1 pseudogene is annotated in these 739 nt (G+C 41.3%); it reads left to right on the top strand.

Going from position 1 to position 739, the window contains the following annotated elements:
• Positions 1 to 739, top strand: a pseudogene (locus ACFIMQ_RS09585) (hypothetical protein); the annotation flags it as partial.

Here is a 739-nt window from a genome sequence, read left to right as displayed (position 1 = left end):
TAATAAAATCGGTGAGGATGTAGCTAAGTTTTTAGGTGGAGAAGCATCCTTTAAAGATGGAGCTCTTACACAGCCAACGTATAAATTATCTTACATTGCTAAAGATGGAGTTGTAACAGAGAGTGACTTTCAAGGTGTTGGAACCGCTTTTGCAGGCCTTGATGCAAATATCAAGAATGTGAATGCACGGATTAAAGAGGTTTCCGAAGGAGTAGCACAGGATTCTTTGTTATGGAGCAAGGAAGCCGATGCCTTTGTAGCGCGTCATGAAAAGAGTAAAGAAGAAAAAGGCAAAGCTGTCAGGACACAAGAAAACAGTAGAATTACGTTCCTTGCAAATGGTGAGATTAGCGCTAAATCAACAGATGCTGTAACGGGTAGTCAGCTTTATTCGCTGAACGAACAACTTGCAACCTATTTTGGTGGAGGTGCTGGATATGATAAAGAGGGCAAATGGAAAGCACCGGATTTCAAGATCAAGCAGTTTGGTGAGGATGGTACTTATTTTGACAAGAACTATACGAATGTAGCTGATGCGCTTGCAGGTGTTGGAAGTTCTATCACGAATGTTCAGAACAAATTGACTGAACAGGTTAATAATGTGATTACCAAAGTGGAAAGCGAAAGCTTTGTTCAGCAAGACAAAACAACGCATCGTCTCACTATTGGAGGTGCAGTAGAAGGTAGTGAAATCAACATTGCCAACAGTAAGAAAGAAGACCGGACGCTTTCTGGTGTT

Source organism: Bartonella sp. AD13SXNS (assembly GCF_042196465.1).
In the GTDB taxonomy this organism is placed as follows: Bacteria; Pseudomonadota; Alphaproteobacteria; order Rhizobiales; family Rhizobiaceae; genus Bartonella.
The sequence above is the reverse complement of the archived record's forward strand: the minus strand, read 5'-3'. Positions and strand labels throughout refer to the sequence as shown.